Raw genomic sequence first — 25,250 nt, forward strand, 5'->3', positions numbered from 1 at the left:
CCTGGACGTCCTCCTGCTCGACCTGCCGCCGGGCACCGGCGACATCGCGATCTCGGTCGCGCAGCTCGTCCCGAACGCGGAGATCCTCGTGGTCACCACCCCGCAGCAGGCGGCGGCCGAGGTCGCCGAGCGGGCCGGCTCGATCGCCGTCCAGACCCACCAGAAGATCGTCGGCGTCGTCGAGAACATGGCGGGCCTGCCGTGCCCGCACTGCGACGAGATGGTCGACGTGTTCGGCACGGGCGGCGGCCAGAAGGTCGCGGACGGTCTGACGCAGACCACGGGCGCGACGGTCCCGGTCCTGGGCTCGATCCCGATCGACGTGCGGCTGCGCGAGGGCGGCGACGACGGCAAGCCGGTCGTCCTCTCCGACCCCGACTCCCCGGCGGGCGCGGCCCTCCGCGCGATCGCCGGCAAGCTCGGCGGCCGCCAGCGCGGCCTCTCGGGCATGAGCCTGGGCATCACGCCGCGCAACAAGTTCTGAGACGGCACGGCGAAGGGCGCCCCCGGCGGGGGCGCCCTTCGGCGTCTCCGGGCGCCGTACGGCGCCGAGGTCCTCGTCTCCGGCCGCCGTACGGCGTCGGGGCCCTCGTCCCTAGGCGCCGTACGCGCCGAGGTCCTTCACCTGCGAGAAGCCGAGCCCGTACGCGCTCATCCCCCGGCCGTACGCCCCGATGTGCACGTCCCCCGCGGACCCGGCGAGGACCCAGCCGAACTCGGACTCCCGGTAGTGGAAGGGCACCGGCACCCCGTCCACGGGCAGCGACAGGGTCGTCCAGGCGGGCCCGTCGAGGTCGTCGGCCAGTTCGAAGGCCGTCTCCGTCTGCTGGTCCAGCCAGTGGTCCCGCAGCGCGTGGTCGAGGGAGGCGGGCCAGGTCTGGGCGAGGAGCCCGGAGCCGGCCAGCCAGGCGGCGGAGGAGACGGTGGTGGCGTCGAGGACGCCGGTGCCGTCCCCGGTGCGGCGCACGGGGTTCGCGGCGACCGTCACGACGACGGCGAAGCGCTCCTTCTCCGCGCTGCCGGCCTCGGACTTTATCGACGGCTCGTCACCGTGGCCCATCGAGCCGTACTGGACGGTGCCGTCCGCCGCCGTGCCGACCTGCATCAGCCGGCGCGGTCCGGTGAACGCCTCGTCCAGCCCGTACCAGGCGAAGGGTGCGCGCAGAAAGCCGTCGGCTTCCACCCGACTCGTCGTCTTCATCTCGGCCGCCTCCTCGTTCCGTCAACAGAGGGAGGATAGCCACCGATGAGGAGCGGTTCGGTGACAGGCCGTCGTCAGGTGGCGTCGGAGTCGTACGGAGGGCGCTCGGCAGTGCCCTGATCGTCCCGCTTGTCCTGCTTCTTCAGCAGGTCCGGGGAGCCGTTGACCGCGGCGGGCGCGGGCGCCGACTCGCGGCCGTGGACGGCGTCGGCGACCTCGTTCATCTCCTTCTTCAGGTCGAAGGTGCCGCGCAGCTCCTTGAGCTCCTTGAGGTCCTCGTTGCTCTCCAGCTGCTTGCGGAGGAACGTCTTGGGGTTGAGGTCCTCGAACTCGAAGTCCTTGAACTCCGGTCCCAGCTCGCTGCGGATGTCCTGCTTCGCGCTGTCGGAGAACTCGCGGACCTTCCGGATGAAGCGCGAGACGTCCTGGATCACCTTCGGGAGCTTGTCCGGCCCGAAGACGAGCACGGCGAGGACCACGAGCGTCACCAGCTCGAGTGCGCCTATGTCGCTGAACACCTAGTAGCTCCTTCACGCCGGTCCAGGGCCCGGTCCACGGTACCCGCCCAAACTGTCGGACGGGTACCTCGCGGTGTCCGCCACACGGCGCTCAGGTGCCCTGGGAGGACCCGAGCGTCAACGTCTTTGTCAGCTCTTTGCCGTCCCGGCTCAGGGTGAGCTCCAGCTCGTCGCCGGGGCGGTGGGCGCGGATCTTCACGATGAGCTCCTCGCCGTTGTGCACGCGCTGGCCGTCGACCTTGGTGATGACGTCCCCCGGCCGGAGCCCGGCCTTGGCGGCCGGGCCGCCGGGGGTGACGGAGGCGGAGCCGTCCTTGCCCTTCTCGCCGACCCGGGCGCCGTCGCCGTTGAACTGCATGTCGAGGCTCACACCGATGACGGGGTGGGTGGCCTTGCCGGTGTTGATGAGTTCCTCGGCGACGCGCTTGCCCTGGTTGATCGGTATGGCGAAGCCGAGGCCGATGGAGCCGGGCTGGCTCGCGCCGCCGCCCTCGCCCTCGCCGGAGCCGCCGCCGGCGGCGCGGATCGCGCTGTTGATGCCGATGACCCGCGCCTTGGAGTCGAGCAGCGGGCCGCCGGAGTTGCCGGGGTTGATGGGGGCGTCGGTCTGGAGCGCGTCGACGTAGCTGATGTCGCTGCCGTCGCCCTTCTCGCCGCCGGCGGTGATCGGGCGCTCCTTGGCGCTGATGATGCCGGAGGTGACGGTGTTGGAGAGGTCGAAGGGGGCGCCGATGGCGACGACGGGGTCGCCGACGCGGACGTTGTCGGAGTTGCCGAGCGGCAGCGCCTTGAGGCCGGAGACGCCGGTGACCTGGACGACGGCCAGGTCGTAGCCGGTGTCCTTGCCGATGAGCCTGGCGCGGGCCGTCTCGCCGCTGGAGAAGGTCACCGAGATGTCCTCGGAGGACGCGGCACCGTCGACGACGTGGTTGTTGGTGAGGATGTGGCCCTTGGTGTCCAGGACGAATCCGGTGCCGGTGCCGGAGGAGCCGTTGCCCTTGACGTGCAGGGTGACCACGCCGGGCAGGGCGCTGGCGGCGATCCCGGCGACGCTGTCGGGGGCGCGGCCGGTGTCCCCGGCCTCGGTCTGCGGCAGCTCGACGGTGGTGAGGCCGCCGTTCCGCTCGACGTACGCGCCGATCCCGCCGCCGATGACGCCGGTGACCAGGGCGAAGACGAGCGCACCCGCGAGCGCGAGTCCCTTCCGGGACTTCTTCGCGGGCAGCGGCGGGACGCCGGGCCCGGGGGCGCTCCAGGGGTCGTACTGCACCCAGGGCGTGCCACCGGCCGGCGGCTGCGGCTGCGGGTGGGCGTGCACCTGCGGCTGAGGATGCGGCTGCGGGTGGGGCTGGGGGTGGGCCTGCGGCGGTACGGAGGCGGGCGGGCGCTGCACGGGCGGTGCGGGGGCCCACGGCCCCGGCTCGCCGTAGGGCGGCGTGCGGTACTCGTCGGGCGTGTGCAGGGGCTGCCGTGCCTGCGGCGCGGGGGCCTGGGCCTCGGGGGCCTGCGCCTCGGCCCCGGCGGGCACGGGGGCCGCCGCGGGAGCCGGTGCCGCCGCGGGCACGGCGACGGGCTCGGCCGCGGGCTCCGGGGCGGGCGCGGACTTCGTCAGCTCGACCGCGGGCGCGGCCTCCGGTGCCGGAGCCTCCGCCGCGGGCCCGGACCCGGCCGCCGCGGGCTCCGCCGCGAGCGGCGCGGACGCCTGGGGTCCGGGGGCCGGCGCCGTGCCCGTCGGATCGGCCGGCTCCTGCCCGGGCGAGGGCTGGGGCGCGGGCAGGGGGAAGTCACCGTCGCCCTCCTCGGCCGGCGGCGGCGTGGGTATCCGCGCCGCCTCCGGTGTGCTCGACGGCCGGCTCCACCAGTTCGGCTTCCCGTTGTTCATGCTCTCCCCGCAACAGCTGACCCGTCCGCGCCCCTGGGTCGGGCGCCCCTGTCCCTGGATTCAACCAGGTCGCGGGTCAGCGGTGGGAGCCGAGCGGTCCGGTCGTCGGGCTCGCCATCGGGCTGGGCCCGGGGGCGAAGGCCAGCTGGAGGGCCGAAGCCGTCGGCCGTACGAACGGCGAGAGGGCGAGGAGCGACTGCGGGGCCGGGCTCCGGAGCCGTACGGCCACCAGCGGAGCGGCGGCGGAGCGCACCGCGTCCGGCGGTACGGCGCCCGACGGGACGGTGCCCTGGGCCGCGGCCACGACCGGCCCGTGCGGGACCGCGGCCGGGGTCACCGCGGCGAGCGGCTCGGCGTCGCCGACGGACTGGGCGCCCGTCCGCTCGCCGGAACGCGTGCCGCGTCCGGTTCCGGTGCCCGTGCCGCCGCCGGTCGCGGTGGCGCGCAGCGGGGTGACGGCGCTGCCGGTGCCCTGGCCGCCGCGTGCGCTCGCGTTCACCGAGGCTTCGAGGGGCAGGGTGCCGCCGAGGGCGATCGCGGCGAACGAGACGGCGCTGGCCGCCGCGAAGGCGAAGCGCCGGCCCCGTCCGGAGGTCCCGGAGGGGCGGTGGCCGACGTCGTGGATGCGGAAGCCCGCACCGGGGACGCCGGGGCGCGGGGTGACGACGGCGGTGGCGAAGCCGTCCGACTTCACTCCGCCCGCGTCGAGGAGCTCTTCGAGGGGGCCGCGCGGTCCGCCGGACCCTCCCGGCCCGCCGGGTCCCCCGGGGAGCCCCTGGAGCCGGGCGAGGAAGCCCTCAGAGGGCGGTGGCGGAGCCGCCGAGGCGAAGACGCTCTTCAGCGTGCGCTGGGCGTCGGCCTCGGCCTTGCAACGGGCGCAGGTCGCGAGGTGGGCGAGGACCCGCTCGCGGGCGTCGTGGCCGAGTTCGCCGTCGACGAGCGCGGCCAGCCGGTCCCCGAGGTGGTGCTCCGCAGGGGTCGGCGACGTGGGACGTGTGCCGCTCACGCTGTCGCTGCCTCCCATCCGACGGAGGCGAGCGCACGCTCCGCCCGGGCCTCGGGCGAGCGGTGCTTGAGCGCCTTGCGGAGGTGGGAGCGGCCGCGGTGGATGCGGCTGCGGACGGTGCCGAGCTTCACGCCGAGGGTCGCGGCGATCTCCTCGTACGACAGTCCCTCGATGTCGCAGAGGACGACGGCCGCGCGGAACTCGGGCGCGAGGGTGTCGAGGGCCTGCTGCACGTCGGCGTCGAAGTGCGTGTCGTTGAACACCTGCTGCGGCGAGGGCTCACGGCTGGGGAGCCGCTCGGCGGCGTCGTCGGCGAGCGCGTCGAAGCGGATGCGCTGCTTGCGGCGGACCATGTCGAGGAAGAGGTTGGTGGTGATGCGGTGCAGCCAGCCCTCGAAGGTGCCCGGCGTGTACGTCGACAGCGAGCGGAAGACGCGGACGAAGACCTCCTGGGTCAGGTCCTCGGCGTCGTGCTGGTTGCCCGTCAGGCGGTAGGCGAGGCGGTAGACCCGGCCGCTGTGGGTGCTGACGATCTCCTCCCAGGTGGGAGGGGTCCACGCCTGCGATTCCGCATCCGATGCGAAGGTCGCGGTGGTGGGAGCGGAGTCGGTGGTGCGGAAGCGGTCAGCGGTGTCGGTCACGGATTTCGGCTCACCCGCCGACCTGAGAAGACGCCGAAGCACTCCTCCCCGATCCACAGGCGCAGCCGCACCTCCCCTGTCGGCTCTGGTGGTGTCCAGTGGAGCCCCTACCATAGCCACCCCGCCCGTTAGCTCCGGATAAGAATCTTTACGCGAATTTGGGGCCGGCTCGCCCGGCTGCCTCCTTCGCGTCCTCACCCCTGGTGAACGCACGGTCCCATCTGCGGGTTCCCGCTGACAGCGGATACAGTCACCGTTGCGTCAACTACGGGGACAGGAGAGGGCCATTACCGCCAACCGGCAGACGAGCTGGTCGTTCGCCGACGCCTTCGTCGCCGAGGACGAAGCTCTGCGCTGGGCCCGTGAGCGGGCCCGGGAGGCAGGGCTGCCCTCGGTGTCGCCGGGCACCGGTGGGGCGCTGCGCCTGCTCGCCGCGACGGCGGACGCCAAGGCGGTGGCGGAGATCGGCACCGGCACGGGCGTGTCCGGGATCTATCTGCTGCTCGGGATGCGGCCGGACGGCGTCCTGACGACGGTGGACCTCCAGCCGGAGCGCCAGCAGCTCGCCAAGACGGCGTTCCGGGCGGCGGGCTTCGCGGGCAACCGGGCCCGCTTCATTCCCGGCCGCGCCCTGGACGTGCTGCCCCGGCTCGCGGACGGCGGATACGACCTCGTGTTCTGCGACGGCGACCGGCTCGAATACCTGGACTATCTCGCTGAATCGTTGCGCCTGCTGCGACCGGGGGGTCTCGTCTGCTTCGAGGGGGTCTTCGCGGACGGCCGCACGGTCGATTCGGGGGCCCAGCCGGCGGAGGTCCAGCGGGTCCGCGAGCTGCTGCGCGCGGTGCGGGAGAGCCAGGAGCTCGTCCCCTCCCTGCTGCCGGTGGGCGACGGTCTGCTCTGTGCGGTACGACGCGGCTGACCGCTCGCCGCGCCGGGGCGCACCGCCCCGGGAGACACCGCTGCCCCGGTACGGCGGACCGTACCGGGGCAGCGCTCAGGAATCGTGGAGAAGAGGGTCAGCCGACGACCTTCTTGAGGGCGTCGCCCAGCGCCTCGGCCTCGTCCGGGGTCAGCTCGACGACAAGCCGACCGCCGCCTTCGAGCGGAACGCGCATGACGATGCCCCGCCCCTCCTTGGTCACCTCGAGCGGGCCGTCACCCGTCCGCGGCTTCATGGCCGCCATGCTTGTTCCCCTTCCTGAAACCAGCTCATCGTCAGCCGGGCAGCTCCTTGGTGTGGAGCACGCGTCACCGGCTTCGAACACATTGCTTCCAGGTCATTATCCCGCATGGCAGGACCCGATGACCAACATCGCTTGGCATCGCTTGCGCAACGCGCTCTCTCAAAACCCCACATTTCGGGGATCGGCCTGCGATACTTCGCCGCTCGACGTCGGAGCGGCTCCTTCCAATCTTTGACGCACCTCACATGGGCGGCACGGGTGATCTCCGCCATGCTGGGCTGGTCAACCACGCAATGAGGCGAAGGGAACCCGATGGCCGACACGGTGCTGTACGAGGTGAGCGACGGACTCGCCACCATCACGCTCAACCGGCCCGAGGCCATGAACGCGATGAACGTCGCGACGAAGGTCGCCCTCCGGGACGCCGCGGAGACGGCCGCGGCCGACCCCGCCGTCCGGGCGGTGCTGCTCACGGCGGCGGGCGACCGGGCGTTCTGCGTCGGCCAGGACCTGAAGGAGCACGTCGGCCTGCTCATGGCGGACCAGGAGTCCGGCACGCACGAGACCATGAACACGGTCCGTGACCACTACAACCCGATCGTGAAGGCGCTCACCGGCATGCGCAAGCCGGTCGTCGCGGGCGTGAACGGCGTCGCCGCCGGCGCCGGCTTCGGCTTCGCGCTCGCCGCGGACTACCGGGTGGTCGCGGACACGGCCTCCTTCAACACCTCCTTCGCGGGCGTGGCCCTCACCGCCGACTCGGGCGTGTCGTGGACGCTGCCCCGGCTGATCGGTGCGAGCCGCGCCTCCGACCTGCTGCTCTTCCCGCGCTCGATCAGCGCCCAGGAGGCGTACGAGCTGGGCATCGTGAACCGGCTGGTCCCGGCCGCCGACCTGGCCGCTGAGGCGGAGAAGGTGGCCCGCGCCCTCGCCGAGGGTCCGACGGTGGCGTACGCCGCCCTGAAGGAGTCCCTCGCCTACGGCGCCGACCACTCCCTCGCGGAGGCCCTCGGCAAGGAGGAGGAGCTCCAGACCCTGGCGGGCTCCTCGGAGGACCACACGATCGCGGTCCGCGCCTTCATCGCCAAGGAGAAGCCGCGCTACCTGGGCCGCTGAGGCCCGCGCCCGGGGCGGCTAACCGTCGCCCCGGGCCACGCAGCCCTTCAGGTGGTCGTCGACCAGGCCGCAGGCCTGCATCAGGGCGTAGGCCGTGGTGGGGCCGATGAAGCGGAGGCCGCGCTTCTTGAGGGCCTTGGAGAGGGCCGTCGACTCGTCGGTGACCGCCGGGACCTCGGCGAGCGTGCGCGGGGCGGAGCGGGTCGCCCGGTCGGGGGCGTACGACCAGATCAGCGCGTCGAGCTCGCCGGGGGACCAGTCGGCGAGCAGCTTCGCGTTGGCCAGGGTCGCGTCGACCTTGGCGCGGTTGCGGATGATGCCCTCGTCGGCGAGGAGCCGCTCGCGGTCCGCCTCGCCGAAGGCGGCGACGGAGGCGATCTCGAAGCCGGCGAAGGCGCGCCGGAAGCCCTCGCGGCGGCGCAGGATCGTGATCCACGAGAGGCCCGACTGGAAGGCCTCCAGGCAGAGCCGCTCGAAGAGCGCGTCGTCGCCGTGGACCGGGCGGCCCCACTCCTCGTCGTGGTACGCGACGTAGTCCTCGGTCGACAGGCCCCAGGGGCAGCGCAGACGGCCGTCGGGCCCGGGGATCGCCTCGCCCGTCACTTCTCGCCGCCCTCCCCGCCGGCGTCACCGGCGTCACCCGCGGGGCCCGCGCCCGCGAGCGCCTCCTCCAGCTCGGCGATCCGGGCGTCGCGCTCGGCGAGTTCGGCGCCGAGGCGCACGAGGACGTCGTCCACGTCGGCCATCCGGTAGCCGCGCGGGGCGACGGGGAGACGGAGCGCCTCGACGTCGGCGCGGTCCACCGGGCGGGCGACCGGGAGCGGGTCGACGAGCTGCTCGGGAGCCACCTCGGGCAGTACTTCGCCGTCGCCGCCGCCGACCACGGCGAGGGTCACCGCGGCCACGACCACGACCATCGTGATGAGCAGAAACCAGAACACCTGCGCGCCTCTCCCCGGAGTGGAAAACGTCCCGTGCCGATCGTGCCATGCGCCACTGACGGTTAGGGTCGCAGGCGAACGGACGCGAGGGAGGACAAAAGGGATGCTGCGCTTGGGACGGCGTGAATTCGGGCCGCACGAGCCGGTGATCATGGCGATCGTGAACCGGACCCCGGACTCCTTCTACGACCGGGGCGCGACCTTCCGGGACGAGCCCGCGCTCGCCCGGGTCGAGCAGGCCGTGGCGGAGGGGGCGGCGATCATCGACATCGGCGGGGTGAAGGCGGGCCCCGGCGAGGAGGTGACGGCCGAGGAGGAGGCGCGGCGCACGGTCGGTTTCGTCGCCGAGGTCCGCAGGCGCCATCCCGACGTGGTGATCAGCGTCGACACCTGGCGGGCGGACGTCGGCGAGGCGGTCTGCGAGGCCGGGGCGGACGTCCTCAACGACGCGTGGGGCGGGGTCGACCCGCGGCTCGCGGAGGTCGCCGCGAAGTACGGGGCGGGGCTCGTCTGCACGCACGCGGGCGGCGCGGAACCGCGGACCCGGCCGCACCGGGTGGAGTACGAGGACGTGATGGCCGACATCCTGCGGGTCACGGTGGGCCTCGCGGAGCGCGCGGTCTCGCTCGGCGTGCGGCGGGACGGGATCATGATCGACCCCGGGCACGACTTCGGGAAGAACACCCGGCACAGCCTGGAGGCGACGCGCCGGCTCGGCGAGATGACCGGGACGGGGTGGCCGGTGCTGGTGTCCCTGTCCAACAAGGACTTCGTGGGCGAGACGCTCGACCGGCCGGTGAAGGAGCGGGTGCTGGGCACGTTGGCGACGACCGCCGTCTCCGCCTGGCTGGGCGCCCAGGTGTACCGGGTGCACGAGGTCGCGGAGACCCGTCAGGTGCTCGACATGGTGGCGTCCATCGCGGGGCACCGGGCGCCGGCCGTGGCCCGGCGGGGCCTGGCGTAGGCCCCGGGGGCCGGGGCCCTGTGCAGGGCGCCCGGCACCGCGGGCACGACCGTCAGCGGCCCACTTCCTTCGTCACCAGGGCCACCGCCTCCTCCACGTCGTCCGTGACGTGGAAGAGGAGGAGGTCGTGCTCCGAGGCCTTGCCGCCGGCGACGACCGAGTCGCGCAGCCAGTCGACGAGGCCCTTCCAGTACTCCGTGCCGAAGAGCACGATCGGGAAGCGGGTGACCTTGCGGGTCTGGACCAGGGTCAGCGCCTCGAAGAGCTCGTCGAGGGTGCCGAGGCCGCCGGGCAGGACGACGAAGCCCTGCGCGTACTTCACGAACATCGTCTTGCGGACGAAGAAGTAGCGGAAGTTCACGCCGATGTCGACGTGCGGGTTGAGCCCCTGCTCGAAGGGGAGCTCGATGCCGAGGCCCACCGAGACGCCCTTGGCCTCCCTGGCCCCCTTGTTGGCCGCCTCCATGGCGCCCGGCCCGCCGCCCGTGATGACGGCGAACCCGGCCTCGACGAGCGCCCGGCCGATCCGCACGCCCGCCTCGTACTCCGGCGAGTCCGGCCTCGTGCGGGCCGAGCCGAAGACGCTGATCGCGCTCGGCAGTTCGGCGAGGGCGCCGAATCCCTCGACGAACTCGGACTGGATGCGCATGACCCGCCAGGGGTCCGTGTGGACCCACTCCGAGTCGCCCTCGGTGTCGAGCAGCCTCTGGTCCGTGGTGCCCGGCTGGACCTGGTCCCTGCGCCTGAGCACCGGCCCGAGCCGCTGCTCCTCCGGCTTCGTCTCCCCCTCGGGGACACCCATGGCCTGCTCCCTCCGTCGAACCGACGATCTTCTGGTGGGGTCAGGGTAGGTCCACAGAGGTGACGAAATCCGAAATTACGGGAGACGGGCGGTCAGCCAGTCGCGGAGGCGGGCCTCGCAGTGGTGGATGCGGTCGACGTGGACGTGCTCGTCGCGCTTGTGCGCGTACAGCGGGTCACCGGGGCCGTAGTTGACGGCGGGCACGCCCAGGGCGCTGAAGCGGGCGACGTCGGTCCAGCCGAACTTGGGCTGCGCGCTGCCGCCGACGGCCTTCATGAAGGCCTCGGCCGCGGGGTGGGAGAGGCCGGGCAGGGCGCCGGGGCTCTCGTCGTCGACGACGAACTCTGCGATGTCGCAGCCGTCGAAGAACTCGCGGACGTACGCCAGTGCCTCGGCCGGGGAGCGGTCGGGGGCGTACCGGTAGTTGACGGTGACGGCGCAGGCGTCGGGGATGACGTTGGTGGCGACGCCGCCCTCGATCCGGACGGCGTTGAGGCCCTCGTGGTACTGGAGGCCGTCGATGACCGGCTTGCGCGGCTCGTAGGCGGCCAGACGGGCGAGGATCGGCGCGGCGGTGTGGATGGCGTTGGAGCCCATCCAGGCGCGCGCGGAGTGGGCGCGCTCGCCGGCGGTGCGCAGGATGACGCGCAGGGTGCCCTGGCAGCCGCCCTCGACCTGGCCGTCGGAGGGCTCGAGGAGGACGGCGAAGTCGCCCTCCAGCCACTCGGGGTGCGCGGCGGCGACCTTGCCGAGGCCGTTGAGGTCGGCGGCGACCTCCTCGTTGTCGTAGAAGACGAAGGTGAGGTCGCGGTTGGGCTCGGGGACGGTGGCGGCGATGCGCAGCTGGACCGCGACCCCGGCCTTCATGTCGGAGGTGCCGCAGCCCCACAGGACGCCGTCCTCGTCGAGCCGCGAGGGCACGTTGTCGGCGATCGGCACGGTGTCGATGTGGCCGGCGAGGACGACGCGCTCGCCGCGGCCGAGGTTCGTCCGGGCGACGACGTTGTTGCCGTACCGGTCGACGGTGAGGTGCGGCAGGAGGCGCAGGGCCCCCTCGATCGCGTCGGCGAGCGGCTTCTCGGTCCCGCTGACGGAGGGGAAGTCGACGAGGGCGGCGGTGAGCGCCGCCCCGTCCAGGGAGAGGTCGAGGGGGGTGCCGGGCGGGGTGATGTCAGCCATGTGCCGACCCTAACGCGGCTCCAGTACGGTGGGCCCCGTGTCCGAGCCCACCCGCCCCCGCCGTCGTGGCCGCCGCGCCCGTTCCGCGGCCGCCTTCACCGTGCTCCTCGGCCTCGCCGCGTATGTGGCCGTCCACCAGATGACGGGGAGCACGGGGGCACCCCGGTGCAGTGTGGGCAGCGGGGACAACCGCTACGAGTTCACCCCGGAGCAGGCGTCCAACGCGGCGATGATCTCGGCGGTGGGCACCACCCGGGGGCTGCCGGAGCGGGCCGTGACGATCGCGCTCGCGACCGCGCTGCAGGAGTCCGCGCTGCGGAACATCGAGCACGGCGACCGGGACTCGCTGGGGCTCTTCCAGCAGCGGCCCTCGCAGGGCTGGGGGACGCCGGAGCAGATCATGGACCCGGTGTACTCGGCGGGGAAGTTCTACGAGGGCCTGGAGAAGGTCCCGGGGTACTCGCGGCTGCCGCTGACGGTGGCGGCGCAGAAGGTGCAGCGGAGCGGTTTCCCGCAGGCGTACGCGAAGCACGAGCCGGACGCCGCGCTGCTGTCGGCGGCGCTCACGGGCCGGTCGCCGGCGGCGCTGACCTGTACGGCGAGCGTGGCGAAGGGCCGGCCGGGCGATCCGGACCAGGTGCGCCGGGAGCTGGTGCGGGCCTTCGGCGAGAAGGCGGCGCCGAAGGCGGTGACGGGCGGTCCGAGCGCGGGCCGCTCGGCCTCGGAGCCGCCGGTGCTCGTGGTGCCGGTCCGGGGGGCGACGGGCGCGGGGAGCGCGCCGGGGGCCGGTTCGGACGAGCGGCGCGGCTGGGAGCTGGCGCAGTGGGCGGTCGCGCGGGCGGACGCGCTGCGCATCACGGAGGTCTCGTTCGGCGACCGCGTCTGGCGCGCGGGCGAGGCCGCCGGGGGCTGGTCGAAGTCCTCCCCGCCGACGACCGCGACCGACGCGTCGGTCCGCATGCGACTGGCGCAGTAGCCACGGGACGGCGCACGCGGGCGAGCGGGTCGGCGGAAGCCGCAGGAACGACAGCCGCCCCGAGCGTCCCCGGCGCGAGAGCCTTAGGACAGCCGCCGCCCCGAGCGCGCCCGGCGCCCCGGCCGACGGGGCGGCGCACGCACGCGCGCGAGTCCGCGCGAAAGCCGCCGGGGCGGCGCGCCTGTCCGGGGCGCGACGACCGGCGCAGGAACCGTAAGGCAGCCGGCCCCGCCTGCGCCCGGCCGACGGGGCGGCGCGTCCGTCCGGGCGCGACCGGCGTGAGAGCCGCACGCCGACCGTCACGGCGGCGGAGCCGGCCGTGTGCGGCCGGGCAGCCGTCGGCGGCGGTGGCGACCCGCGCGGCAGCCGCGCGGTCGGCCGCCGGGGCGGCAGGTCCGTCGCGTACGGCTCGCTCCGTGGCCGCCGGGGCGGCTTTCCGGTCGCCTTCGGTGTGGTGGGCGCCGCCCGCCGGAGGTTCCCGGCGTGGCTCGGCCGCACCGCGCACCCGTGCGGACGGTCACCCGGTCGTGGCATCGGCCGGGTGCGGAGCGGAAGGAATTCGCGCGGACTTCGCGGCTCTTTCCCCAGGCGTCACCCCTCCCCCTCGGTCCCCTTGGCGCACAAGGGAAGTGACGGTTCGGCAGAGCCCCTCACAATGACACGTTCGTCCGTTTTCCTCCCCACCCGACAATACGACGCATTGCCAACTCTTTACCTTCGGTCGCCGCAACCTCCCCCGCCCCGGGGCCGGTTGTCACGGCGTAATCGTCCTCTTCGTCGAAGGAGCACCATGTCCCTCTCCCTGACCCGCCGGATCGCCCGTGCCGCCCTCATCGTCGCGGCCGGAGCAGCCCCCGTGGTCGGTGCGGCCGGCTCCGCGAGCGCTCTGGACAACAGCCTCGCGCCGGCCGGCGCCCTCGGCGGCGTGACCGCCCTGGACGCCGCCGGGGCGGGCAGCGCCGTCGACAGCGCCTCGCAGACCGCGACCGGCGTGGTCGGCGAGACCGGCAGCAAGGCCGTCGGCACGGCCGTCCCGGCCACGGGCAAGACCCTCGGCACGGCCGGCAAGACCGCCACCCCCGCCGCGCAGGAGGTCGTCGGCAAGACGGCCGGCAGCACGGGCGAGGTCGTCGGCCAGACCGCCGGCGCCGCGGCCGAGAGCGCCGAGGGCCCCACCGGCGGCGCCCTGGGCGGTGGCCTCGGCGGCCTGCCGACCGGCCAGACCCTGGGCGGCCTGCCGATCGGCTGACCCGCGCCGGAACGCACGGAGGGCCCGGGGAGCACACGCTCCCCGGGCCCTCCGCCGCTTGCCGCCCGCTCAGCCCAGGCGCTTGACCGCGGCCTCGACCCGCTCGTCCGTCGCCGTGAACGCCACCCGCACGAACCGCTCCCCGGCCTCGCCGTAGAAGTCGCCGGGCGCGACCAGGATGCCCTTCTCCGCCAGGTACGCCACCGTCTCCCAGCACGGCTCGTCCCGGGTCGCCCACAGGTACAGGCTCGCCTCGCTGTGCTCGATCCGGAAGCCGTGCGCCTCCAGGGCCGCCCGCAGCGCCGTGCGCCGGGCCGCGTACCGCTCCCGCTGCTCGGCCACGTGCGCGTCGTCGCCGAGCGCCGCGACCGTCGCCGCCTGCACCGGCGCGGCGGTCATCATGCCGCCGTGCTTGCGGATCTGGAGCAGCTCGCCCAGGACGGCCGCGTCGCCCGCGATGAACGCGGCCCGGTAGCCCGCCAGGTTGGAGCGCTTGGACAGCGAGTGGACCGCGACGATCCCCTCGTACGAACCGCCGCAGACGTCCGGGTGCAGGACCGAGACCGGGTCGGCCTCCCAGCCCAGCTCCAGGTAGCACTCGTCGGAGAGGACGAGGACGCCGTGCTCGCGCGCCCAGGCCACGATCCGGGTCAGCTCGTCCTTGGCGAGGACCCTGCCGGTCGGGTTGGACGGGGAGTTCAGCCAGAGGAGCTTCAGCCCGGCCGGGTCCAGCTCCGTCGGGTCGTCGTAGACGACGGGCGTCGCGCCGCAGAGCCGCGCCCCCACCTCGTACGTCGGGTACGCCAGCCGCGGGTAGGCCACCACGTCGCCCGCGCCGAGCCCCAGCTGGGTCGGCAGCCAGGCCACCAGCTCCTTGGAGCCGACCACCGGGAGCACGTTCTCGTGGGCGAAGTCCACCGCGCCCAGGCGCCGCTCGCACCAGCCGGTGAGCGCGTCCTGGAGCTCCTTCGTGCCCCACACCGTGGGATAGCCCGGCGAGTCCGCGGCCGCGACCAGGGCCTCCTGGATCAGCGCGGGGACCGGGTCCACGGGCGTGCCGACGGACAGGTCCACGATTCCGTCCGGGTGGGTCGCGGCCGTCCTCTTGTACGGCTCCAGCTTGTCCCACGGGAAGACGGGAAGGCGCGAAGAGACTGCGCTCACGGGTTGGCTCACTTCCTCGTACGTACGGGAAACGCTTCGGTCCCGTACGGCGGCGAGGCCGTACGGGACCGAGGGCGAATGATCAGCCGTTCTGCGGCGGCAGGGCGGCGATGAAGGGGTGGTCGCGCTCGATCTCGCCGAGCTTGGAGGCACCACCGGGCGAACCGAGCTCGTCGAAGAACTCGACGTTCGCCTTGTAGTAGTCCTTCCACTCCTCCGGGGTGTCGTCCTCGTAGAAGATCGCCTCGACCGGGCAGACCGGCTCACAGGCCCCACAGTCGACGCATTCGTCCGGGTGGATGTACAAGGACCGCTTGCCCTCGTAGATGCAGTCGACGGGGCACTCCTCGATGCACGCCTTGTCCTTGACGTCGACACAAGGCTGCGCGATGACGTAGGTCACGCTGTCGTTCCTCCTCGATAGGGCTGGTCTGCGCGGGAGCGCGGCGTCGTCGATGCCCGCACCTAGTATCTCCGTTCTTGGGGGCGATCCGAACAGGAGGGGCGGAGAAGCTGTGGAAATCACCGGCGGAGGGCGTCTTGAAGTACGAATCACCAGCGCTGACGTGGGAAAACGTGTCTCCGTTCGGTACGTGACGGACTCGGCGGAACCGGGTGAGAAGTTCACCGACGCGGTCGGCGTTCTCACATCATGGGAAGCCGGTGTGCTGCTGATCACACGAAAGAGCGGCGAGAGCGTCCGCATCGCGGAACCCCGCCTCGTCTCGGGCAAGGTCGTCCCGGCCGCCCCGGCCCGCCGCCGCGGCCCCTCGGCCACCTTCGCGGAACTCGCCCGCGCCACCGCGCGCGCATGGCAGCCGGTCGAGAGCGAGGCCCTGGGCGAGTGGACCCTCCGCGCGGCCGGCGGATTCACCCGCCGCGCCAACTCCGTCCTCGCGCTCGGCGATCCCGGGCTGCCGGTCGCCGAGGCCCTGACGCACGCGCGCGCGTGGTACGCGGCCCGGAAGCTCCCCGCGTACGTCCAGGCCGCCACCGGCGCCGAGGGCACCCAGGAGCTGCTGTGCGCCGCCCTCGACCGGCACGGCTGGCGGCGCGAGGTCTCCGCCGAGGTGCGGATCGGGGCGCTGGCCCCGATCGGCGACCTGGACGCCGGCGTCTCCGCCGTGCGCCTCTCCCGGACGGTCGACGAGGCCTGGCTGCGCCGCTACCAGCGCTTCGAGGAGGCGAGCCCGGCCGTCCGTTCCGTCCTCTCCTCCGGCCCGAGCGTGTGGTTCGCGTCCGTCGCGGGCACGGAAGGGGTACCCGCGGCGATCGGACGCTGCGTGGTCGACGGCCGCTGGGCCGGCTTCATGGCGGTCGAGGTCGACCCCGATCAGCGCCGCCGGGGCCTGGCGACGTCGATCATGACGGCGCTCGCCCGGCAGGCGCTCGACGAGGGCGCGTCGGCGGCCTGGCTCCAGGTGGAGGCGGACAACGACGGCGCGCGGGCCCTGTACGACGGGATGGGCTTCGCGCCCCACCACCACTACCACCACTACCGATGGGTCGAGGCGTGACGGAGGACGTACCACCACCGGACGGACCGGCGGGCGCATCCGAGGAGGCGGACCGGGGCGACTGGCGGCGGGAGTTCGCCGAGGAGGCCCGCGCCGAGCGGCCCGACCTCGCCCGGCTCTGCCTGCTGATCGGCGCGGTGGCCGATCCGGCCGTCACCCGGCGCGACCTCGACGAGGCCGAGATCGAACTCGACCGGCTCGCCGGGCTCGTCCCGTACGCGACCCGGATCACCGGCGACTGGACCGCCGAACTGGCCGCGCTCCTCGGCCGCCGCGAGGGCTTCGAGGGCGTGCCGGCCGACTACCAGCGGCTGGAGTCCTCGCTCCTGCACGAGGTGCTCCGGCGCCGCCGGGGCCTGCCCATCCTGCTCTCGGTCGTCTGGATGGAGGTCGCCCGCCGGGCCGGCGCCCCCGTGTACGGCCTCGGCCTGCCCGGCCACTTCGTCGTCGGCTTCGGCGACCCGGCCGACCTGAACCTCGCCGACCCGTTCGCGGGCGGGCGGGCGATGACGGGCGCGGACGCCGAGCTCCTGGTGGCGAGCGCGACGGGCGAGGCGCTCGACCGCTCGATGCTCCGCCCCGCCGAGCCCGGCGCGATCGTCCTCCGGATCCTCAACAACATCCGCGCCTGGGCGTCCTCGCGCCCCGAGCGCTCCGACGTGGCCCTGTGGGCGGTGGAGCTCGCCCTGCTGCTCCCCTCCCACCCGGCGAGGCTCCGCTACGAGCGGGCCGAGCTGCTCGTCCAGCGCGGGGAGTTCCTCGCGGGGGCGGTGGAGATGGAGGCGTACGCCCAGGTGATGGACGCGGTGGACCCGGAGTCCGCGACGACGATCCGACGGCGGGCCCAGGCGGCACGGGCGCTGCTCAACTAGGGTCCCGCGAGTGGCTCATTGTGATCGTTCGAACACCCTGCGTGGCGATACTGTCTGCAACGGTCACGCCCACGCACGGGCGCGGCACCACGTCACCAGCAGAAAGGCCGACCTCGTGACCTCTACGACGGCGGATCTGGTCCGGCAGAAGATCGAGCGATCGTTCGACCTCATGGACGTCAACACCGACGGCTACGTGGACTGGACGGACTACCAGCAGCTCGTCGACCGGTACATCGCCAACCTCCCCCTCGGCAGGAACGACCCCCGCGCCGGCGGGATCCAGGCCTTCTACCAGATGTACTGGTACGAGCTGCTCCGGCACGCGCAGGCGAACGGCCAGCGGCTCACGAAGGAGCAGTACGTGGAGGCCAACCGCCTGGCGAGCATCGACACCAGCCGGCTCAACATGGTCGAGGGCAGCGCCCACGCGATCTTCGACTGCGCGGACGTCAACGGCGACAACCAGCTCAGCAAGGAAGAGTTCGAGACCTTCCTGGGCAAGGTCTGGAAGGTCTCCCAGGTCGACGCCATCGAGACCTTCCACAAGATGGACCTCGACGGCGACGGATCCATCTCGCGGCAGGAGTTCGTCCGGGCGGCACACGAGCACTTCTACTCGAACGACCCGAACACTCCCGGCAGCGTCTTCTTCGGGCACCTCTGACGGTCGCCGCGCCCGGTCCGCCGAGAAGGCGCCGGGCGCGTGCCCGGAACGTCCCGAGCCCCCGTCCCTCGGTGGGACGGGGGCTCGAGGCCCGAGCGGGGGCCCTCAGCCCTCGCCGCTCAGGTCGATCGTCTTCGTGCGCTCCGCGAGGGTCTTGCCCCTCAGGGCGTCGCGCATCACGAAGGCCACGTCGTCGGCGGAGACCTGGTGCTTGGTGCCGTCGCCCTTGGTGATCATGACGCCGTCGAAGGCCCCGTCGAGGAGCCGCTCGATCGCCTTCTTGTCGTAGACCTCGACCAGCCGGCCGTCGACGGCCTTCATGGAGAGGATCTGCGGCAGCGACCGCGCCGGACCGAAGTCGATGTGCTTGCCGCCCGCCTGGATCCTGATCAGGCCGGACATGGCGGGCGTCGCGAACTCCTTCATCGCCCGGTCCAGCTCGGCCTTGGTGACCTGCGGATTGCGGGTGGTGACCGGCAGCTCGACCAGCTTGTTCTGCCCCGTCTCGACCTGGGCGCGGAAGGCGTCCTGGACGGAGATCATCGAGCGCTGGACGTCCAGGCCCTTGCCGGGCCTGCCCTCGACCGGAGTCACCTTGTTCGGGGCGAAGAGGATGGTGCCCTCGGTCGCCGACGCGGAGGTGCCGGCCAGGTCGGTCAGGGCGACGGCGAGCTTCTCCTTGTCGACGGGGAACACCGGCTTCGCGACCCGTTCGCCGCCGAAGAGGGAGCCGATGACCGAGACGGGGTTGTAGTCGCTGCCCGCCGCCGCGCGGACGGTCTCCTGGCTGTCGAGCGCCAGGCCCGCCTTGTCCGGGGCCAGCTGGACCTTCTTGCCGCCGACGCCGAGCTGGAGCGGGGTGGTGGCCCGCTTGCCGAACACCGCGTCCAGCTTGTCGACGGCCTCCTCCTTCGTACCGCCGCCGATGTCCACACCGAGCACCGTGGTGCCCTTGGGGACCTCGGAGTGGTTGAGGAGCAGCCCCGCGCCGTAGGCGACGCCGGCGACGCCCAGGACGCCGGCGGCGACGAGGACCAGCTTGGAGCGGCCCTTCTTCGCCTTCGCCGGGGCGCGGTCGGCCGCCGGGGCCGGACGCGGCGCCGGCGCGGGAGCCGGGCTGGTCCGCTCCTCGATGCGCGGGGTCAGGTTCGGACGGGCCGCCGTCGGCGGGACCACGGGGATGCCGCTGGTGAGCGTGTCCCCTGAGATGTGGGCGCCGTTGTCGCCCGTCGCGCCCGGTCCGGGCCTGGGCGCCGGGGCGGGCTGCTGGGGCGTCAGGATCGCGGTGTCGTCGGACATGCGGGGCGCGCCGCCGCCGGCGAACGGGGCGCCGGCGCCCTGGCCGCCCCCGAAGGGGTGGGGGGCGGTGGCGGCGCCGCCGAGGGAGGCGGTGCCGGTGACCGGTCCCGTGGTGGGACCGGTCGGCGCCGCCGGGGCACCGGGAGCGCCCTGACCGCCCGGGCCCCCGGGGCCGCGGTAGGCGGGCGCGGCCGAAGTCCCGTCGTACATCGGCGTGCCGGCGGCCGGAGTGCCGTCGTACATGGGCGTGCCGGCGGCCGGGGTCCCGTCGTACATCGGCGTGCCGGCTGCCGGGGTCCCGTCGTACATCGGCGTGCCCGCGGCCGGGGTCCCGTCGTACATCGGCGTGCCGCCCGCAGGCGTGCCGCTCTCGTACAGCGGGTTGCCCGGCGGTGTCGGGGCGGGCGCGGTGACCGGGCGGCTCGACGGGGTGGTGCCGACCGTCGGGACGCCCGAGGTCGCCGAGCCCGCGAAGCCCGTGCCCGGGGTGTCCGGTCCCGCCGGCGCCGGGGCCGGAGCGGGCTTGGCGGCCGGCGCGGGCGCGGGAGCCGGAGCCGGACTGGGGGTCGCCGCCTTGCGGGGGGCGAACCAGTCGCTCGTCTCCTTCGCCTTCGGCGCCTGCGGGGCCTCCTCGGCCGCACGCGGGGGCTCCGGGGCCACGGGCTCGGGCTCCGGTTCCGGCTCCACGGCGGGCTCGGGGTCCTGGGCGGTCGCCTCGTTGACCGTCTTGCGGACCACGACCGGCGGGATCGGACGCGAACCCGGGATGTTGATCCGGATCCGGGTCGTCAGCGTCGTCTCGGTCTTGGGCTCCTCCGGCGGCGCGGGCGCGGCGGTCTCCTCCGGCGCGTCCTGCGTGGGGTGGAGCGACGGATACTGGCGGGATCCGTACGGCGGGGTACCCGAGGGGTACGCGGCTCCCCCGCGCCCCTGGGCGCCGGAGGACGAACTGTCAGTCTCTCGACCAGTTTCACGACTCAAAGCAGGATCTCCCGGTTGGCTCCACCGCCCGCTCTTGCTGATGCTCGTGTTGACCCGGGCGGTTCGGCGGCGCGCACCACCATACTGAACCCCGCCGACTCATACCCGACCCCTGGGTCCAGGACGACGGGCAATCCGGCCGAAGTCCGGGCGACCCCGGCCTCAAGTCGTGCTGTTCACGGGGTCGGTCGCGGCAGCCGGGGCAGAGTGGCGCACATCACAGCGAGTGCCATGCCTCCGAAGAGGAAGAGCAGCTCGCCGCCGCCTCCGCCGAACACCCCGTCGCCCTCGGGGCGTCCGACGCTGAGCAGGACGACGGCGACGAGCCAGCCGCCGGCGGCGGAGGCGACGCCGACCTGGGTGCCGGTGGCGCGGAGCCCTCCGTAGAAGAGGCCGGAGGCGGCGAGGAGCGCGAGGAGCAAGCCGCCGGGGAACCAGGCGGCTTGGACCAGGGCTCCGGCGGTGCCGACGAGGGCGCCGAGGACGAGCAGGACGCCGTACGCGGCGTACCGGACGCCCGGGGAGGGCGTCGGAGCGGAGGCCGGGGAGGGCGTCGAGGCGGTGGTGCTCACGTGGCCACCCCCGCGAAGAGGTCCGTCTCGCGCTCGCCCTCGGGGGCGCCCGGCGTGCCCTGGACCAGCTCGTAGTACTCGGTGGTGAAGATCGGCTGGGCGAGGTCGTTGGAGAGGGCGAAGAAGGGACCGTCGACGGCGACTTGGGTGGCGTGCGCGGCCATCGCGGCGCTCTTGCGGGCGGCGTACGCGGGCTCGGCGGCGATCTCGGTGGTGATCCGGTCCTCGTCGACGACGCCGGGGACGTCGTCGATCGCGGCGACGGCCGGGAAGACGGAGCCCTCGGCGCGGAGCCGGGCGAACGCGGCCTCGGCGGCGGGGCGCGGGACGCGGTTCCAGTAGATCTTGGCGATCGTGTGGGCCGGTCCGAGGTCGGGGCGGTAGTCCGGGTCGGCGGCGAGTTCGGCGGCGCGGGTGGCGACGCGGTGGGCCTGGATGTGGTCGGGGTGGCCGTAGCCGCCGTCGGGGTCGTAGGTGACGAGGACCTGCGGGCGGGTCTCGCGGATCACCTCGACGAGGTGGGGTGCGGCGGTGTCGACGTCGGTGTTCCAGAAGGCGCCCGCGCGCTTGTTCTGCTCGGCGCCCATCATTCCGGAGTCGCGGAAGCGCCCGGGGCCGCCGAGGAAGCGGTGGTCGGTGACGCCGAGCTCGGTCATCGCGGCGGCGAGTTCGCCGACGCGGTGCGGGCCGAGCCGGTCCTCCCGGTCGGGGGCCAGGTGGGCGAGGTCGGGCGGGATGACCTCGCCCTCCTCGCCGAGCGTGCAGGTGACGAGGGTGACGAGGGCGCCCTCGGCCGCGTACCTGGCCATGGTGGCGCCGTTGTTGATCGACTCGTCGTCCGGGTGCGCGTGCACGAGCAGCAGACGGCGGGCGGGGAGATCGGACATGTCCCCCACCCTACGAGGTCAGGCCGGGAGCGAGGTCAGAACTTGATGCCGCCGACCATGTTCGCCACGTTCGTGGTGAGGGTGCTGATCGACGGGGCGATGGACGAGCTCGCCAGGTAGAAGCCCAGGAGAGCGCTGATCGCCGCGTGTCCAGCCTTCAACCCGGATTTCCGGATCAGAAGGAAGACGACGATCGCCAGCAGCACCACCACGGAGATCGAGAGTGCCACGGCGGTTCACCTCCACACTTCTTCGGTCGGATATTCGAGCGGTTCGGTCGATCAGCATGTGCCAGAGGGCATGCCAGTCCGATGCATACCCACCTAGCGCTACGGATCATAACTATCCGTGCGGCCGCATCGATCGGCGGACGGAGGCACGAGGGGGGCGCACAGCGCTAGTTTCAGCCGCATGACCTTGTCTTCGCAGCAGCCGGCCACACCCTCGGCCGGGCTCTCCTTCCCCCGCCAGCACGCCCGGACCCAGCGGTTCGGCCTGGGGGTCCCGCGCGGTTTCTCGGTCTCCCCGGACGGGGAGCGCGTGGCGTTCGTCAGATCCGGTTCGGGGACGGACCGTTCGCACCGGCTCTGGGTGCTCGACCTGCCGCGGGACGGCGAGCCCGCGGAGCGGCCGGCCGCCGACCCGACGGCGCTCCTCGCGGGCGCCGAGGAGGAGTTGTCGCCGCAGGAGCGGGCGCGCCGGGAGCGGAGCCGGGAGGGCTCGGCGGGGATCGTGGCGTACGCGGTGGACGCGGCCGTGGAGTTGGCGGCGTTCGCGCTGTCGGGGCGGCTGTTCACGGCGGAGCTGCGGGCGGGGACGGCGCGGGAGCTTCCGGTGCCGGGGCCGGTGATCGATCCCCGTCCCTCGCCGGACGGGCGGTTCGTGGCGTACGTGGCGGAGGGCGCCCTGCGGGTGGTGGGCGCGGACGGTGCGGGCGACCGGGAGGTGGCGGGCCCCGAGGACGATCACGTGTCCTACGGATTGGCCGAATTCATCGCCTCGGAGGAGATGGGGCGGGAGCGCGGCTACTGGTGGTCGCCCGCCTCGGACCGGCTGCTCGTGGCGCGGGCGGACGACCGGGCGGTGCGGCGCTGGTGGATCGCGGACCCGGCGCACCCGGAACGGGAGCCGCAGCGGGTGGGGTATCCGGCGGCCGGGACGGCCAACGCGGAGGTGCGGCTGTTCGTGATGGGCCTCGACGGGTCCCGCACGGAGGTGGTGTGGGACCGGGAGCGGTACCCGTACCTGGCGCGGGTGCACTGGTCGGCGGCCGGGGCGCCGCTGCTGCTCGTGCAGACGCGGGACCAGCGGGAGCAGCTGTTCCTGGCGGTGGACCCGGAGTCGGGGAAGACGGCCGTCGTGCGGGCGGAGACGGATCCGGCGTGGCTGGAGCTGCACCACGGGGTGCCGGCGTGGGGACCGGGCGGGGGGCTGGTCCGGGTCACCGACGAGGGCGGGGCGCGGGTCCTGGCCGTCGGGGACGAGGTGTGGACGGACGCGGGGCTGCACGTCCGGGCGGTGCTCGACGTGGGGGCGGACGACGTCCTCGTGTCGGCCTCGGCGGGTGAGGCGGCGGCGGAGCCGGAGACCGGCGAGATCCATGTGTACCGGGTGACCGGGCGGGGCGCGGAGGGGCTGACGCGTCTGTCGGAGGGTGTCGGCGTGCACGGCGCGGTGCGCTCGGGGGCGGTGACCGTCCTGGTGTCGGCGCGGCCGGAGGCGCCGGGGAGCGTGGCGCGGGTGCTGCGGGACGGCGAGCCGGTCGCGGTGGTGGCCTCGTACGCCCAGCGGCCGGTGATCTCCGCCCGGGTGCGGCTGACGGAGGCGGGGGCGCGGCGGATCCCGTGCGCGGTGCTGCTGCCCTCGGGGTACGAGGAGGGGGACGGGCCGCTGCCGGTCCTGATGGATCCGTACGGCGGTCCGCACGGGCAGCGGGTGCTCGCGGCGCACAATCCGCATCTGACCTCGCAGTGGTTCGCCGACCAGGGCTTCGCGGTGGTCGTGGCGGACGGGCGGGGCATGCCGGGCCGCTCTCCCGCCTGGGAGAAGTCGATCGCGCGGGACTTCGGGGTGACGCTCGACGACCAGGTGGAGGCGTTGCGGGCGCTGGCCGGGGGCCTCCCGCTCGATCTGGGCCGGGTGGCGATCCGCGGCTGGTCGTACGGCGGCTACCTGGCGGCCCGGGCGGTGCTCCAGCGGCCCGACGTCTTCCACGCGGCCGTGGTCGGGGCGCCGGTGACGGACTGGCGGCTGTACGACACGCACTACACGGAGCGGTACCTCGGCACCCCGCAGGACGATCCGGAGGTGTACGCGGCGCAGTCGCTGCTGACCGACGACGGCCTGACGGCGCCGGAGGAGCCGGCCCGGCCGATGATGGTCGTGCACGGTCTCGCCGACGACAACGTGGTGGTGGGGCACGCGCTGCGGCTGTCGTCGGCGCTGCTCGCGGCCGGCCGGCCGCACGAGGTGCTGCCGCTGTCCGGGGTGACGCACATGACGCCGCAGGAGCAGGTGGCGGAGAACCTGCTGCTGCTCCAGGTGGACTTCCTGAAGCGGTCGCTCGGCATCACGCGGTAGGGCGGGCCCCGCGTCACCAGCCGGGCGGCGTCGGACGGGGCGGGGCCGGGGGCCGCGCTCCGGCCGCCGCCGGGTGCGGTCCGGGCGCGGCGGGGGCGTCGCGCCCGGCCAGGAGCACGAGCGCCGCGAGACCGGCGAGGAGGCCGAAGACGGAGGTGAGGACGTCCGCCGCGTCCACGGTGGTGAGGTCCCCGAGGCGGGGGAGGGGCTCGTACCGGACGGCGCGGGCGACCCCGCCGAGGCCGCCCGCGGTCAGGAGCGCGGCGGCGAGGAGTCCGAAGGCCCGGGCGTGGCGGGCCCGGGTGAGGCAGGAGACGGCGGCCGTGCCGTACAGCCCGGCGGTCGTCGCCGACAGCCAGGCGGGCGGGGGCGCGAGGGCGGGTTTGACGACGGAGCGGCCGCCGGTGAACCGGTCGACGGTGGCTTCGAGGGGCAGCTCGCCGGCCCTGTACAGCTCCCAGCCGGTGAGGAGGAGCGCGGCGGCCGCGAGGAGGATCCCGGCGGCGACGGCGGGGCCGGTCCGGGGGCGGGCGGGCTGCCGCTCGTGCGGGTCGTCCGCGGGGCGGCGGCCGGCGACCGCGGTGAGGACGAGCCCGACGGCGAGGGCCAGTTCGAGGAGGGCGGTGACGAGGGCGCCGCTCCCGGTCGCCCAGAGCCCGGGGAGGCGCAGGGCGAGGGTGGCGGTCCCGGCGGCGGCGAGGGCGGAGGCCGCGTGCCGGGAGCGGAGGGCGGCGACGGCGGTGGCGGTGTAGGCGGCGAGGAGCACGGGGTCGAGCAGGGAGGTGGTGGACCGTCCCCGGGTCGGGAGGTGGTGGTCCCCGGCCCAGTACCAGGCGAGGTCGGCGGGCGAGCCGAGCACGGCGAGGTCCTGGAGGATCCACACGGCGGCGATGAGGGCGAGCGCGGCGCAGAGCGCGGCGCCGGTGAGACGTGCCGGTCGTGTCACAGTCACGGCTCCGATACTCACCGTCGCGACCGGCCGGGACAAGCGGTTCCGCATGAACAGTGGACGGCGGCCGGCCGGGGCGGCATGGTGCGCCCCGGCCGGC

At 74.0% G+C, this 25,250-nt stretch carries 27 protein-coding genes; 10 read left to right on the forward strand and 17 right to left on the reverse strand.

What is annotated here, in order from left to right; all coding sequences use genetic code 11:
- Nucleotides 1-484, forward strand: a 484-nt coding sequence (locus tag K7G60_RS03680) for a P-loop NTPase (protein ID WP_225799317.1), incomplete at its 5' end; no start/stop codon positions are given.
- 111 nt (nt 485-595) lie between these two features.
- On the opposite strand, the gene K7G60_RS03685 is transcribed toward K7G60_RS03680, so the two are convergent.
- The 5 genes from K7G60_RS03685 to sigE form a co-directional block, all read right to left on the reverse strand.
- Nucleotides 596-1,201 carry a hypothetical protein gene (locus tag K7G60_RS03685; protein WP_225799318.1) on the reverse strand — a complete coding sequence of 202 codons (606 nt, stop codon included), beginning with the start codon at nt 1,199-1,201 and terminating at the stop codon, nt 596-598.
- A 74-nt stretch (nt 1,202-1,275) separates the two neighbouring features.
- Nucleotides 1,276-1,719 (reverse strand): sec-independent translocase, encoded by a 444-nt coding sequence (locus K7G60_RS03690; RefSeq protein WP_225799319.1) that lies wholly within the window; start codon nt 1,717-1,719, stop codon nt 1,276-1,278.
- A 91-nt stretch (nt 1,720-1,810) separates the two neighbouring features.
- Nucleotides 1,811-3,601 (reverse strand): S1C family serine protease, encoded by a 1,791-nt coding sequence (locus K7G60_RS03695; RefSeq protein WP_225799320.1) that lies wholly within the window; start codon nt 3,599-3,601, stop codon nt 1,811-1,813.
- A gap of 76 nt (nt 3,602-3,677) precedes the next feature.
- Nucleotides 3,678-4,607 (reverse strand): anti-sigma factor, encoded by a 930-nt coding sequence (locus K7G60_RS03700; protein ID WP_225799321.1) that lies wholly within the window; start codon nt 4,605-4,607, stop codon nt 3,678-3,680.
- Entirely contained in the window at nt 4,604-5,362 is a 759-nt protein-coding gene (gene sigE, locus K7G60_RS03705) for an RNA polymerase sigma factor SigE (RefSeq protein ID WP_225799322.1), read from the reverse strand. Before sigE ends, K7G60_RS03700 begins: the two co-directional genes overlap by 4 nt.
- A 142-nt stretch (nt 5,363-5,504) precedes the next feature.
- On the opposite strand from sigE, the gene K7G60_RS03710 reads away from it, so the two are divergent.
- Nucleotides 5,505-6,170 (forward strand): O-methyltransferase, encoded by a 666-nt coding sequence (locus K7G60_RS03710; RefSeq protein ID WP_093874218.1) that lies wholly within the window; start codon nt 5,505-5,507, stop codon nt 6,168-6,170.
- A 97-nt stretch (nt 6,171-6,267) separates the two neighbouring features.
- On the opposite strand, the gene K7G60_RS03715 is transcribed toward K7G60_RS03710, so the two are convergent.
- Complete coding sequence (locus K7G60_RS03715) at nt 6,268-6,435, reverse strand: DUF3117 domain-containing protein (RefSeq protein ID WP_009997451.1); 168 nt, start codon at nt 6,433-6,435, stop codon at nt 6,268-6,270.
- Between the two features lie 312 nt (nt 6,436-6,747).
- On the opposite strand from K7G60_RS03715, the gene K7G60_RS03720 reads away from it, so the two are divergent.
- A complete protein-coding gene (locus K7G60_RS03720; RefSeq protein WP_225799323.1) occupies nt 6,748-7,551 on the forward strand; it encodes an enoyl-CoA hydratase/isomerase family protein in 804 nt (267 codons plus the stop codon).
- A gap of 18 nt (nt 7,552-7,569) precedes the next feature.
- Here the strand turns inward: K7G60_RS03720 and K7G60_RS03725 are convergent, their stop codons facing one another.
- On the reverse strand, nt 7,570-8,154 hold the full coding sequence (locus K7G60_RS03725) for a DNA-3-methyladenine glycosylase I (protein WP_308080121.1): 585 nt from the start codon (nt 8,152-8,154) through the stop codon (nt 7,570-7,572).
- Nucleotides 8,151-8,492, reverse strand: coding sequence for a hypothetical protein (locus K7G60_RS03730; RefSeq protein WP_225799324.1), 342 nt, complete (start codon nt 8,490-8,492; stop codon nt 8,151-8,153). The genes K7G60_RS03725 and K7G60_RS03730 overlap by 4 nt, the downstream gene beginning before the upstream one ends.
- A gap of 103 nt (nt 8,493-8,595) precedes the next feature.
- Between K7G60_RS03730 and folP the strand changes: the two genes are divergently transcribed.
- Nucleotides 8,596-9,456: a dihydropteroate synthase gene (folP, locus tag K7G60_RS03735; protein WP_225799325.1), complete on the forward strand. Its 861-nt coding sequence runs from the start codon at nt 8,596-8,598 to the stop codon at nt 9,454-9,456.
- A 52-nt stretch (nt 9,457-9,508) separates the two neighbouring features.
- Here the strand turns inward: folP and K7G60_RS03740 are convergent, their stop codons facing one another.
- Both K7G60_RS03740 and dapE read right to left on the reverse strand, forming a co-directional pair.
- Nucleotides 9,509-10,258 carry a TIGR00730 family Rossman fold protein gene (locus K7G60_RS03740; protein WP_225799326.1) on the reverse strand — a complete coding sequence of 250 codons (750 nt, stop codon included), beginning with the start codon at nt 10,256-10,258 and terminating at the stop codon, nt 9,509-9,511.
- Nucleotides 10,259-10,333: 75 nt separating this feature from the next.
- Complete coding sequence (gene dapE, locus K7G60_RS03745) at nt 10,334-11,437, reverse strand: succinyl-diaminopimelate desuccinylase (RefSeq protein WP_225799327.1); 1,104 nt, start codon at nt 11,435-11,437, stop codon at nt 10,334-10,336.
- 28 nt (nt 11,438-11,465) lie between these two features.
- Between dapE and K7G60_RS03750 the strand changes: the two genes are divergently transcribed.
- On the forward strand, nt 11,466-12,413 hold the full coding sequence (locus K7G60_RS03750; RefSeq protein WP_225799328.1) for a hypothetical protein: 948 nt from the start codon (nt 11,466-11,468) through the stop codon (nt 12,411-12,413).
- Nucleotides 12,414-13,203: 790 nt separating this feature from the next.
- Nucleotides 13,204-13,662: an ATP-binding protein gene (locus tag K7G60_RS03755; RefSeq protein WP_225799329.1), complete on the forward strand. Its 459-nt coding sequence runs from the start codon at nt 13,204-13,206 to the stop codon at nt 13,660-13,662.
- Between the two features lie 69 nt (nt 13,663-13,731).
- Here the strand turns inward: K7G60_RS03755 and K7G60_RS03760 are convergent, their stop codons facing one another.
- On the reverse strand, nt 13,732-14,826 hold the full coding sequence (locus tag K7G60_RS03760) for a bifunctional succinyldiaminopimelate transaminase/glutamate-prephenate aminotransferase (protein ID WP_225799330.1): 1,095 nt from the start codon (nt 14,824-14,826) through the stop codon (nt 13,732-13,734).
- Between the two features lie 82 nt (nt 14,827-14,908).
- On the reverse strand, nt 14,909-15,229 hold the full coding sequence (gene fdxA, locus K7G60_RS03765; protein ID WP_015035968.1) for a ferredoxin: 321 nt from the start codon (nt 15,227-15,229) through the stop codon (nt 14,909-14,911).
- Between the two features lie 112 nt (nt 15,230-15,341).
- Here fdxA and K7G60_RS03770 point away from each other — a divergent pair, with 112 nt between their 5' ends.
- The 3 genes from K7G60_RS03770 (at nt 15,342) to K7G60_RS03780 (ending at nt 17,882) form a co-directional block, all read left to right on the forward strand.
- On the forward strand, nt 15,342-16,343 hold the full coding sequence (locus tag K7G60_RS03770) for a GNAT family N-acetyltransferase (protein WP_225799331.1): 1,002 nt from the start codon (nt 15,342-15,344) through the stop codon (nt 16,341-16,343).
- Nucleotides 16,328-17,215, forward strand: a complete 888-nt coding sequence (locus K7G60_RS03775) for a transglutaminase-like domain-containing protein (protein ID WP_263985481.1) — start codon at nt 16,328-16,330, stop codon at nt 17,213-17,215. The genes K7G60_RS03770 and K7G60_RS03775 overlap by 16 nt, the downstream gene beginning before the upstream one ends.
- 115 nt (nt 17,216-17,330) lie before the next feature.
- Complete coding sequence (locus K7G60_RS03780) at nt 17,331-17,882, forward strand: EF-hand domain-containing protein (RefSeq protein WP_225799333.1); 552 nt, start codon at nt 17,331-17,333, stop codon at nt 17,880-17,882.
- A 105-nt stretch (nt 17,883-17,987) separates the two neighbouring features.
- Here K7G60_RS03780 and K7G60_RS03785 read toward each other — a convergent pair whose 3' ends face one another.
- From K7G60_RS03785 to K7G60_RS03800, 4 genes are all read right to left on the reverse strand, one after another.
- The gene (locus tag K7G60_RS03785; RefSeq protein ID WP_374115580.1) at nt 17,988-20,162 is read right to left on the reverse strand and encodes a hypothetical protein; all 2,175 of its coding nucleotides are present in this window, start codon (nt 20,160-20,162) and stop codon (nt 17,988-17,990) included.
- Between the two features lie 176 nt (nt 20,163-20,338).
- On the reverse strand, nt 20,339-20,734 hold the full coding sequence (locus K7G60_RS03790; protein ID WP_225799334.1) for a DUF6113 family protein: 396 nt from the start codon (nt 20,732-20,734) through the stop codon (nt 20,339-20,341).
- On the reverse strand, nt 20,731-21,621 hold the full coding sequence (gene mshB, locus K7G60_RS03795; RefSeq protein WP_225799335.1) for an N-acetyl-1-D-myo-inositol-2-amino-2-deoxy-alpha-D-glucopyranoside deacetylase: 891 nt from the start codon (nt 21,619-21,621) through the stop codon (nt 20,731-20,733). Before mshB ends, K7G60_RS03790 begins: the two co-directional genes overlap by 4 nt.
- Nucleotides 21,622-21,656: 35 nt before the next feature.
- Complete coding sequence (locus K7G60_RS03800) at nt 21,657-21,851, reverse strand: hypothetical protein (RefSeq protein ID WP_225799336.1); 195 nt, start codon at nt 21,849-21,851, stop codon at nt 21,657-21,659.
- 181 nt (nt 21,852-22,032) lie between these two features.
- On the opposite strand from K7G60_RS03800, the gene K7G60_RS03805 reads away from it, so the two are divergent.
- A complete protein-coding gene (locus K7G60_RS03805; RefSeq protein WP_225799337.1) occupies nt 22,033-24,201 on the forward strand; it encodes a S9 family peptidase in 2,169 nt (722 codons plus the stop codon).
- 13 nt (nt 24,202-24,214) lie between these two features.
- Here the strand turns inward: K7G60_RS03805 and K7G60_RS03810 are convergent, their stop codons facing one another.
- Nucleotides 24,215-25,153, reverse strand: a complete 939-nt coding sequence (locus tag K7G60_RS03810) for a hypothetical protein (RefSeq protein ID WP_225799338.1) — start codon at nt 25,151-25,153, stop codon at nt 24,215-24,217.
- Between the last annotated feature and the right edge of the window lie 97 nt (nt 25,154-25,250).

The sequence above is a fragment of the Streptomyces sp. NK15101 genome, from assembly GCF_020400725.1.
GTDB lineage: Bacteria > Actinomycetota > Actinomycetes > Streptomycetales > Streptomycetaceae > Streptomyces.

What these genes read in the sequence shown, in the direction of transcription:
- K7G60_RS03685 (WP_225799318.1), bottom strand. Translation starts at nt 1,201, where the DNA reads ATGAAGACGACGAGTCGGGTGGAAGCCGACGGCTTTCTGCGCGCACCC.
- K7G60_RS03695 (WP_225799320.1), bottom strand. Translation starts at nt 3,601, where the DNA reads ATGAACAACGGGAAGCCGAACTGGTGGAGCCGGCCGTCGAGCACACCG.
- sigE (WP_225799322.1), bottom strand. Translation starts at nt 5,362, where the DNA reads ATGGTAGGGGCTCCACTGGACACCACCAGAGCCGACAGGGGAGGTGCG.
- K7G60_RS03715 (WP_009997451.1), bottom strand. Translation starts at nt 6,435, where the DNA reads ATGGCGGCCATGAAGCCGCGGACGGGTGACGGCCCGCTCGAGGTGACC.
- K7G60_RS03720 (WP_225799323.1), top strand. Translation starts at nt 6,748, where the DNA reads ATGGCCGACACGGTGCTGTACGAGGTGAGCGACGGACTCGCCACCATC.
- folP (WP_225799325.1), top strand. Translation starts at nt 8,596, where the DNA reads ATGCTGCGCTTGGGACGGCGTGAATTCGGGCCGCACGAGCCGGTGATC.
- K7G60_RS03740 (WP_225799326.1), bottom strand. Translation starts at nt 10,258, where the DNA reads ATGGGTGTCCCCGAGGGGGAGACGAAGCCGGAGGAGCAGCGGCTCGGG.
- dapE (WP_225799327.1), bottom strand. Translation starts at nt 11,437, where the DNA reads ATGGCTGACATCACCCCGCCCGGCACCCCCCTCGACCTCTCCCTGGAC.
- K7G60_RS03755 (WP_225799329.1), top strand. Translation starts at nt 13,204, where the DNA reads ATGTCCCTCTCCCTGACCCGCCGGATCGCCCGTGCCGCCCTCATCGTC.
- K7G60_RS03775 (WP_263985481.1), top strand. Translation starts at nt 16,328, where the DNA reads ATGGGTCGAGGCGTGACGGAGGACGTACCACCACCGGACGGACCGGCG.
- mshB (WP_225799335.1), bottom strand. Translation starts at nt 21,621, where the DNA reads ATGTCCGATCTCCCCGCCCGCCGTCTGCTGCTCGTGCACGCGCACCCG.
- K7G60_RS03805 (WP_225799337.1), top strand. Translation starts at nt 22,033, where the DNA reads ATGACCTTGTCTTCGCAGCAGCCGGCCACACCCTCGGCCGGGCTCTCC.